A 9,100-nucleotide genomic window follows, 5' to 3' on the forward strand; every position below is an offset into this window, starting at 1 on the left:
CGCCGGGGTCTCTCGTGGGGGAAAGCAAGCGCGGGACGATCGAGGATTCCGAGGACGAGAGGTCCCGCGGCCGCGCGCTCGATCAGCTCTGTCGCTTCGCCAACGTCATGGGCACGTCGCTCGACTCGCGAACGCTCGTCGAGGACGCGATCGATCCGCTGCTCTCGCTTTCCGGAGCGGACCGCCTCCTGATCGCGCTCGCGGACGAGAACGACCGGTACCTCGTGCCGATCGCGCGGCACGAGCTCGATCTGCCGCCGCACGCGAAGCCCCTGCCCATCAACGCGATCGCGTCGCTCGGCACCGAGGCGGCGACCTTCCCGAACGGCGACGGCCTGCCGGAGCCCCTCGCCGGCATGCTCGGGGAGATCCGCGACCCGCTGGCGCTGGTCCCGCTGTGGGCGCACGGCCGGTTGCGCGGGGTCGCCGTCGCGATCCGCTCCGGCGAGCCGTTCCCGCCCTTGTCGATGAAGCTGATGACCGTCGCCTGCCGGCAGTTCGCGCTCGCCGTCGAGAACTCTCGCCTCCTCTCGGAGATGCGGCAGTCGTACGCCGTGCTGATGGACACCCAGGAGGAGATGATCCGCGCGGAGAAGCTCGCCGCGATGGGGCAGCTCGCGGCGACCATGGCCCACGAGATCCGCAACCCCCTGGCGACGATCTTCTCCGCGATCTCCCAGATCCGCAAGCACAGCCAGGCGAACGAGACCTCGGCGACGCTCCTGAACATCGCGGAGGAGGAGGCGACCCGGCTGAACACGATAGTCAGCGGGCTGCTCGACTTCGCACGCCCGCGGAAGCCCATGTTCGAGAGGCGCCGGCCGCTCGAGATCGTCCGCGAGGTGGCCCGCGCCGTGCTCGACGACGACAAGACGCCGGGCGGCCTCGAGATCACGGTCGATCCCGCCTCGGACGATCCCGTGGCGGCGCTCGATCCGGAGCTCGTCCAACGGGCGCTCGCGCGGCTCGTGGACAACGCCATCGCCGCCATCGAGGGCTCCGGGCGGATCGTCCTGCGCGTCCGGAACGGCGACTCGCGCGGCACCGCGGCGATCTTCGAGGTCCAGGACGACGGCGGCGGCATTCCCCGCGAGGCGCTCGCGAAGGTCATGGAGCCGTTCTTCTCGACGCGCCCCTCGGGGATCGGGCTCGGGCTGCCGACGGTTCGGCGCATCGCCGAGGATCACGGCGGCTCGCTCGAGATCTCGAGCGAGGTGGGAAGAGGAACCGTGGTCCGGTTGTTGATAGGCTCGAGACAAAGGAACGCGGAGACGGAGGGGTCGGCGAAATGACGAGATCGATGAATTGGAAGGGAATCCTGCGGCGCTCGACACCGGCCGTCGTCGCGGCGGCGCTCGCGCTCCCGGCGTGCTCGTCGGAGAAGAAGGAGCCCGACTGCGTTCCGGCGGCCGAACCGAAGCGGTTGGCCGAGGGGCAGAAGATCGAGATGACCCCGCTCCAGATCGACAGCGCGGAGAAGGAGAAGCTCGACTGGTGCCGCGCGTGCATCATGGGCCCCAAGGGGTACGCGAGCTGCCAGCGCGTCTACGCCCGCACGCCGACCGAACCGCGCGAGGAGGTCAGGAAGCGCGCCAGGGAGAAGGCGTGCGTCGACTCCGGCTTCCCGGCGGACGCGTGCCCGACCACCGCTGAGATCGGCATCGTGTGCAAGGGCGATCCGCCGCCGCCGAACTCCGGCGACCCGGCGAAGGCCCTCCAGAACATGTACCAGAAGCTGAACCCGCCGCCCGCGGGAGCGCCGTCAGCCGGGGCGCCGGAGAAGAGCGGAGCGCCCGTCCTCGAGTGATCGCAGCCGCGCGCCGCCCGGCCCCACCTCGAGCTCCACGTCGCCTCCGTGCAGGAACGGGGCGTTCCGCGCGCCGTGGGCCGCGGGATATCCCGTCGCCACCGGCACGCCGAGCGATCCGAGGCACGCGCGCACCGCGTCGATCGCCGTCACCCCGTCCGGTCCCGGATCGCACGCCGTGAGCTCGCCGACCACGACGCCCGCGACACCCGCGAGCAAGCCTGCGCGCCCGAGCTGCGTGAGGCACCGGTCGAGCCGGTACGGCCGTTCCCCGACGTCCTCGAGGAGCAGTATCGAGCCGGCGGCGAAGCGCGGATCCAACGTGCCGAGCAGGTGGGCGAGCACGAAGAGGTTGCCGCCGACGAGCGGCCCGCACGCGCGCCCGGAGACGAACGGATCGAGCTCCGTCACGCGCGGCTGGGCGCCGCCCCCGAGCAGCGGGAACAGCGCGTCGACGTCCTCGGCGGCCGTGTCGGCGAGGCGCGCCACCATCGGCCCGTGGATCGACACAGCGCGGTGCCGCGTCCACAGCTCGACGAGCAGCGCCGTCGCGTCCGAGCACCCGACGACCCAGATCGGATCCCGCGCGAACCTGTCGAGCCGCAAGCCGTCGAGAATCCGCGTGGTCCCGTACCCGCCGCGCGCGAACCAGATGGCGCGCGACTCGGGATCGTCGATCGCGGCCTGGAGATCGCCGCGCCGCGCGTCGTCCGGCCCGGCCATGTAGCCGAGCCGCTCCCCGAGGCTCGCCCCCTCGCGGACGTCGAGGCCGCGCGCCCGGAGCAGCCCGAGCCCCGCGTCGAGGCCGGGGCGCTCGACCGGGCCCGCCGGGGCCACGACGTGCACCCGAGCGCCCGGTCCGACCGGTCTCGGGAAACGCCCGCTCACTTTCCGGGATCGCCGCAGGTTTTGAGGAGGTCGATGATGAACCCGTCGACGAGCTTCGCCATCTCCGGATCCTCGCCGATGACCTTGAAGTGCTTCTCGATGATGACGGGGGCGCCCTCGGCCGTGGCGAGGCGATCGAGGGCGGCGAACAGCTCGGTGTCCACGACGGGCAGGACGACGACCTTCCCGATGCTGCCGCGCACCGCCTTTTCGCCGTTGTCGAACGCGGCGTTCTCGTACGCCTTGGTCATCGCCTTGTGCGCGTCCTTGTCCTTCATGATGTTCGCCATCATGACCGCGAACTCGCGCTGCGTCGTCTCGTGCCCGACGACCTCGACCGCGATCCCCTGGAACGCGGCCTCCACCGACTTGAGCTTCGCGAGCTTCTGGAACAGCTTCTCGAGCGCCGCCACCATGTGCGGATCGCACTTCGTGGACCAGGCCTCCACCTTGCCGGCGGTCTCCTTCGACTTGCCCGCGACCGACAGCTTGAGCGCGAGCCCGAGCAGCTTCTGCGAGGCCTCGGGCGACATGTTCTCCTGCATCGGGATCGCCGCGATCTTCGCCTGGAGCTGGAGCATGGGCATGAACTTCTTCATGAGCTGCGCCATCCGCGGATCCTTGAGCACGACGTTCTTCGCGTGATCTTCGATCACCTCGGTCGCGATGCGCGTCGTGTCTTCCTTGACCTTCTTCTTGTATTCGTCGACCCCGCCCGCAGCGAGCGCCTTGAACCCGAGCTTGACCTTGTTCAGGAAGCCGGAGGTCGCCTTTTCCGCGATCTTGTCAGTCTGCTCCTTGACCGGCTTGGCCTTCAGGATCGCGCCGATCAGCTTCTTGAGCTCTGCGGCCACCTTCGGGTCGGCGGCCATCTTGAAGCCGAGCTCGGAGGCGAGCTTCTCGGTGAGCTCGGCGACCTTGGCCGACGCCTGCTTGCCGAGCCAGCTCGCGACCTGCTCCTCGGCCTCCTGGACCTCGGGCTCCTCGGCCGGGGCGCCGGCGTCCGCCGCCGCGGTCGCGGGCTTGCCCTTGTCCTGGCCCTTGACGTCGGGCTTCTTGCTCGAGCAGCCGAGAGCGACGACGACGAGCGCGGCCGCGACGAACCAAACGAATCGTTTCGAATGCATCCGATCCTCCTGAGTCCGTACTTGAGGGAGACAGTCTAGCGATGGACGGCGGGAGGGGGAAGGGTATTCGTGAGGTTCACTTCGAGGCCGCGCGCGCGCAGCGGAAACCGCCGGAGTCGCCGCGGCCGAAGGAAGGACGGTACGCGCGTGTACGCGTACGAACCCCTATGTCCGAGTTGCTATAACCTCCCCCTCGTAGGATCACAGCTCGGCTCTTCGTCCCCCCACGGGTACTCGTTGTTCTGTCCGCGACTGCGCGCTGCGTACTCCCACTCCGACTCCGATGGCAGGCGCGCGTCGATCCACGCGCAGTACACCTCGGCTTCGTACACGTTGACGCAGTTCACCGGGTGGTCGTCCCGGCCCCACCACAGCCAGTTGCAGTTCGAAAGCACGCTGTCGCCTTCGACCGCAACGAACGGCTCCGTGCAGACGTCGGCGAGAACGCACTGTGCATACTGAGATGTCGTTACCTCGGTAATCATCATCTCGAATGCAGGCACGGTGACGTCGTGTGCGGGGGTCTCCGAGTAAGAAGCCGGGGACAACGAACTTTCGGAGCCTTGCAGAAACGTTCCTCCGTCAAGCAGAGCCCAAGATAGCGGCGTGGGATCATCGTAGTCCGCGGGTGTCATCGGCGTTCCTGCGTCACCGTCAATGTCCGTGTCTGTGTTTGTGTCAGTGTCAGTGTCGGCATCGGTGTCGCTGTCGGAGCCTGCGTCCACACACGCGTCCGGCCCGCCGTCGATCGGCGCGCCGTCGTCGCTGCAGGACGAGAGCGTCGCGGCGAGCGCACATGCCGCGATGACCGTGCACCGATAACGGCTCGTCGGCGCGATGGTGTGCGGCAAGTCGGCTCCTTTCGAGGGCGGCTCTCTCAAATGTGCCGATCATACCATGCCCGGACGTGGGCGGCGTGGACGGCGCCTATCGACCGTTCGCGTCCTTTGAGGTGCCAATTTGGCACCTCAAACGCTCGACGATTTTCGCCATTTCTCCTCGTCGGCCGAGATCAGGATTCCTCTCGGCGAAAACCGATGCCCCGCTTCGGCTTGACAGGCGGCTCCATCAGCCCGCGGATCGCCTCGAACACCACTCGGAACTGCGCGTCGTACCGCCTCTCCAGCGCCTCGAGCTTCCGAGCCAGCCCTGTATCGGTTCGCAGTATCTCCCGAAGCTTCACGAAGGCCCGCATGATCTCGATGTTCACGAGCGCGGCACGTTCGCTCTTGAGCACGCTCGACAGCATCGCAACACCCTGCTCGGTGAAGGCGTAGGGCAAGTACCGGCGTCCCCCGCGGCGACTCAACAGAGGGAATCGGTTTTCGGAGTCGACGAATCCATCGTGTTTTGAGGTGCCAATTTGGCACCTCAAACGTTCTGCTTCCTCATCGGTGAGTTGGAACATGAAATCTATCGGAAACCGGACAGCGTTCCTCTTTACCGCCCTGTTCAGCTCCTTCGTCTCGACGCCGTAGAGAGTGGCCAGATCCGCGTCGAGCATCACCCTTTGGCCGCGCAGGATGAAGATGACTTGCTCGATGCAACCCACTACGGCGAGATCTTGCTCGTTCATCGGCTACCTCTCGGCACCTGTATCGGCCGCTTTCAGGAAAAGTTTCCGAAAAAGAGCAGAAACGGCCCCCTTGGATCCGCACGACGCCTTTTCTCGAGGGGGATGGGGAAGCGGTTTGGCCGAAGCCCCTATCTACTTCCCGCCCGCAGCGGACACTTCGGCGACCGCCTTGCGCGCGGCGTCGATCAGCGGCTGGGCGGAGATCGGCGCGCCGACCGCGGCCTGCATCCAGGCGTTCGGCGTGATCGATCCGAGCTTGCACATGCGCTCCATCTCGCCCGCGAGCCCCTTCTCGGCGAAGTGCCGCTCCATCTGGAACTGGATGAGGAACCCCATCGGGTAGTCGGGGATGTAGAGCCCGGCGTCGATGATGTGCGAGTAGATCGCGAGCAGCGCGACGTCGCGCACGCCGAAGACGTCGGCGTAGAACTCGTTCCACACGCCCTTCGCGATCTCGATCATCGCCTCGCGCAGCTCGGCGGGAGTCGCCTCGGGGTGGGCGTACATCCAGTCCCAGATCCGGATGTCGACCATGCCCACGCCTGAGATCTCGTAGGTGCTCCAGAACGCGTCGAGCGTGAGGAGCGACCGGTCGAGCGGGCTCGGCTTCTGGAGGCCGAGGTTCTCGACGTCCTTGGCCTGGAACGCGAACGCGAAACCCTCGGTGAACGCCGTGTTCGGCGTCCCGTAGAGGAGGTAGTGGTCCACGCGGTTCAGCGAGAAGACCTGCTCGACGTTGTGGCCGAGCTCGTGCATCGCGATGTTGTACCCCTTGTAGTTCATGCCGCCGGCGGGCACGCGGGTGCGCAGGTGCGCGCCGTCCGCACGCCGCTCCGCCCCCATCGCGTGGCCCGCGCCGCGCGCGGGATCGACGACGATCTTGCCCGCGAGGAACGCCGCGGTCGCCTTGTCGAACCCGAGCCGCCCGAGGATCTTCGGCAGCTTCTTCTGGAACGCGCCGATGTCCGGGTACGCCCTCTTCACCGCGGCGTCGAGCTCCGCCTCCGAGCGCCCGCCGCGCGGCGTGAAGCCGTCGTACCAGACGTCGAACGGCTCGAGCGGGCGGCCGAGGCGCTTCGCGACGAGCGCGGCGACCTCCTTGACGGCGGGCGAGCGCAGCACGTCGGCGAGCAGCTTCTCGACCTCCGCCTTCGGGATCTGGCGCTCGAGCTCGAACTTGCGGGCGACGTGCGAAGGCGTCGACGGCGTGAACGGATCCGCTCCCCTCTCGGCGCGGAACACGTCGAGCAGCCGCGCGTACCGCGTGTCCGGCTCGCGCGCGGGGTCGATCGCGGCGCCCGCGGCGAGGGGGACCGCACCCTCGTCGATCTCGGCGGCGGGCGTCGGCGCGAGCTTGCCGCCCTGCACGTCCCAATCGACGCGCGGGTCGTTGACCACGGCCGCCGGGATCTCCTGGGCGACGATCCTCTCCATCACCGCGCGGATCAGCCGCTGCTTCGGCAGGCCGTCAGCGACCGCGTACTGCGCCTTGAGCTCGTCGCGCAGCCCCCAGTGGCTGATCAGCTTGAGCCCCTTCGGGAACGGGCGCGTTCCGTCGGGCAGGAGGAGGTTGTGCATGTAGACATCGTAATCGTTGATGTACGAATCCGACGCGAGGTACGCCGCCGTGATCCGCTGCTCGACCTCGGCCGGCACGCGCGAGGTGAAGACGTCCGCCGCCGCGGCGCGCGCCCAGTCGTCGCGGCTCCACGACGGGCCGAGCTCGAGCTTTTCGGCGAGCGTGTACCTGCGGAAGTTCAGCAGCACGGCGAACGCCACCTTGGTCCGGAACAGGTCCTCGACGCAATGATCGCCGAGGTCGTACTCCGCGAACAGGCGGTCGAGCGGCCGGATCGCCCCGCGATCGAGGTCGATGGGCTCCCGGAGGAACCGCCGGACCTCGTGGAGATGGCCGAGCACCTGCTCCATGGCGTCCTCGAAGCGCGCGAAGATCGCCGTGCGCGCCGCGTCGTCGGCCACGAAGTTCTCGAGGCAGAACGCCTCGAACGCCTCGATGTCCCCGTCCTCGGGCAGCCACAGCGCCGCGGCCTGCGCGACGCCGACGCGGAACCGCCCGGCCTGCGTTCGTCCGAACTTCGCCTCGAGTGCGGCCGTGACCTTCGCCACCTGCGCGGCATCGAAGCCGGGCTTTGCGACCTCGGCCTCCCGCTTGGTCTCCACCGACATCGCGACCTCCTCCTTCTGCGCGGGCGCCGTCCCGGCGCAGTCGACCACCGCGACTCCGTTCGTCGGCGCGCCGCAACCCGCCGCTAGGGCGAGCACGGCGAACGACGACCCGATCCTCGTGCAACGCGACATGACCCCACCTCCTCGGTTGGCGCCGAGGATAACCGCGAACCGTTCCTTCCGGAAAGCGGGATGTGCGGCGCTTGACGGCCGCGTGGCCCGGGTCTTACCTTGCTGCGCGAGGAGCAGACGTGCCGAAGATCGAGCGAAAACCGCCCTGGCTCAAGGCGCCGCTGCCCGGCGGACCGGGGTACCTCCGCGTGCGGGGCGCGGTCTCGTCCGGCCGCCTCCACACCGTCTGCGAGGAGGCGCGCTGCCCGAACGTGGGCGAGTGCTGGAACGCGGGCACGGCGACGTTCCTGATCCTCGGCGACACGTGCACGCGCGGCTGCGCCTTCTGCGCGATCTCCCGCGGCGCGACGGGGCGGCAGCTTGACCCGGAGGAGCCGCGGCGCGTCGCCGAGGCCGCCGCCGAGATGGGGCTCGACTACGCGGTCGTCACCTCGGTGACGCGCGACGATCTCGACGACGGCGGCGCGTCGCACTTCGCCGCGACGGTGCGCGCCCTGCGCGCGCTCGAGAAGCCGCCGCTCGTGGAGCTGCTCGCTCCGGACTACCTCGGCGCGCCGCTCGAGGCGGTCGTCGACGCCGGGCCGGACGTTTTCGCCCACAACGTCGAGGTCGTCGAGCGGCTCCAGCCCGCGCTGCGGCACGGCCGCTTCGACTTCCGTCGCTCGCTCGCGACGCTCGAGGCGGCCAAGGCGCGGGATCCTAGGCTCGTCACGAAGTCGTCGATCCTGCTCGGCCTCGGCGAGACCGGGGACGAGCTCGAAGACACCATGCGCGCGCTGCGCTCGGCCGGCGTCGGGATCCTGGCGCTCGGTCAGTACCTGCGGCCCTCGCCGCGGCACGCCGAGGTCGTCGAGTACGTCGCGCCCGCGCGGTTCGAGGCACTGAAGGAGCTCGGCGAGCGGCTCGGCTTCGACTTCGTCGCCTCGGCGCCGCTCGTGCGCACGTCGTACCGCGCGGCCGAGGCGTTCGTCCGCGGCCGGAAAGCCACCGCATGACGAAGCGCGAGATCCTCGTGCGGATCGTCGACGGCCCCGTGCCGTACGAGGCGGGCCTTGCGCTGCAGGTCGAGGCCGTGGCGGCACGCCGGGAGGGCGGCGCGCCGGACACCCTCTTCCTCCTCGAGCACGCACCGGTCGTCACGCTCGGGCGCAACGCGAGCGAGGCGGGCGTCGTCGCGACCGCGGAAGAGCTCGAGCGCGCCGGGATCGAGCTCAAGCGCACGGAGCGCGGCGGCCAGGCCACCTACCACGGACCCGGCCAGACCGTCGGCTACCCGATCGTCGATCTGCACGCGCTGCGACTCGGCGTCGCGCAGTACGTCCATGGCCTCGAGGAGGTGATGATCCGCGCGGCGAGCGCCTTCGGCGTCGAGGCCGGCCGGCG

At 69.2% G+C, this 9,100-nt stretch carries 9 protein-coding genes; 4 read left to right on the forward strand and 5 right to left on the reverse strand.

Annotation, left to right across the window (positions count from 1 at the left end; all coding sequences use genetic code 11):
- Window positions 1-14 precede the first annotated feature (14 nt).
- Window positions 15-1,292 carry an ATP-binding protein gene (locus M0R80_21000; protein MCK9462112.1) on the forward strand — a complete coding sequence of 426 codons (1,278 nt, stop codon included), beginning with the start codon at window positions 15-17 and terminating at the stop codon, window positions 1,290-1,292.
- The gene (locus tag M0R80_21005) at window positions 1,289-1,807 is read left to right on the forward strand and encodes a hypothetical protein (GenBank protein ID MCK9462113.1); all 519 of its coding nucleotides are present in this window, start codon (window positions 1,289-1,291) and stop codon (window positions 1,805-1,807) included. The genes M0R80_21000 and M0R80_21005 overlap by 4 nt, the downstream gene beginning before the upstream one ends.
- Here M0R80_21005 and M0R80_21010 read toward each other — a convergent pair.
- The 5 genes from M0R80_21010 to M0R80_21030 form a co-directional block, all read right to left on the reverse strand.
- Window positions 1,763-2,695, reverse strand: coding sequence for an LD-carboxypeptidase (locus M0R80_21010; protein MCK9462114.1), 933 nt, complete (start codon window positions 2,693-2,695; stop codon window positions 1,763-1,765). The two genes, M0R80_21005 and M0R80_21010, sit on opposite strands and share 45 nt — an antisense overlap.
- Entirely contained in the window at window positions 2,692-3,822 is a 1,131-nt protein-coding gene (locus M0R80_21015; GenBank protein MCK9462115.1) for a hypothetical protein, read from the reverse strand. Before M0R80_21015 ends, M0R80_21010 begins: the two co-directional genes overlap by 4 nt.
- A gap of 179 nt (window positions 3,823-4,001) precedes the next feature.
- A complete protein-coding gene (locus tag M0R80_21020; GenBank protein MCK9462116.1) occupies window positions 4,002-4,673 on the reverse strand; it encodes a formylglycine-generating enzyme family protein in 672 nt (223 codons plus the stop codon).
- A 161-nt stretch (window positions 4,674-4,834) separates the two neighbouring features.
- Window positions 4,835-5,398 carry an ORF6N domain-containing protein gene (locus tag M0R80_21025; protein ID MCK9462117.1) on the reverse strand — a complete coding sequence of 188 codons (564 nt, stop codon included), beginning with the start codon at window positions 5,396-5,398 and terminating at the stop codon, window positions 4,835-4,837.
- A gap of 132 nt (window positions 5,399-5,530) precedes the next feature.
- Entirely contained in the window at window positions 5,531-7,717 is a 2,187-nt protein-coding gene (locus M0R80_21030; GenBank protein MCK9462118.1) for a hypothetical protein, read from the reverse strand.
- Between the two features lie 119 nt (window positions 7,718-7,836).
- Here M0R80_21030 and lipA point away from each other — a divergent pair, with 119 nt between their 5' ends.
- Together lipA and M0R80_21040 are read left to right on the forward strand one after the other, a co-directional pair.
- Window positions 7,837-8,712: a lipoyl synthase gene (gene lipA / locus M0R80_21035; protein ID MCK9462119.1), complete on the forward strand. Its 876-nt coding sequence runs from the start codon at window positions 7,837-7,839 to the stop codon at window positions 8,710-8,712.
- Window positions 8,709-9,100 (forward strand): octanoyltransferase (locus M0R80_21040; GenBank protein MCK9462120.1); only part of this gene is annotated, 392 nt, incomplete at its 3' end. The genes lipA and M0R80_21040, both read left to right, overlap by 4 nt.

It is taken from the genome of Pseudomonadota bacterium, from assembly GCA_023229365.1.
In the GTDB taxonomy this organism is placed as follows: Bacteria; Myxococcota_A; Polyangia; order JAAYKL01; family JAAYKL01; genus JALNZK01.

Excerpts from the sequence above, each read along its gene's own strand:
- M0R80_21005 (MCK9462113.1), top strand. The coding sequence starts at position 1,289 with ATGACGAGATCGATGAATTGGAAGGGAATCCTGCGGCGCTCGACACCG.
- M0R80_21015 (MCK9462115.1), bottom strand. The coding sequence starts at position 3,822 with ATGCATTCGAAACGATTCGTTTGGTTCGTCGCGGCCGCGCTCGTCGTC.
- M0R80_21025 (MCK9462117.1), bottom strand. The coding sequence starts at position 5,398 with ATGAACGAGCAAGATCTCGCCGTAGTGGGTTGCATCGAGCAAGTCATC.
- M0R80_21030 (MCK9462118.1), bottom strand. The coding sequence starts at position 7,717 with ATGTCGCGTTGCACGAGGATCGGGTCGTCGTTCGCCGTGCTCGCCCTA.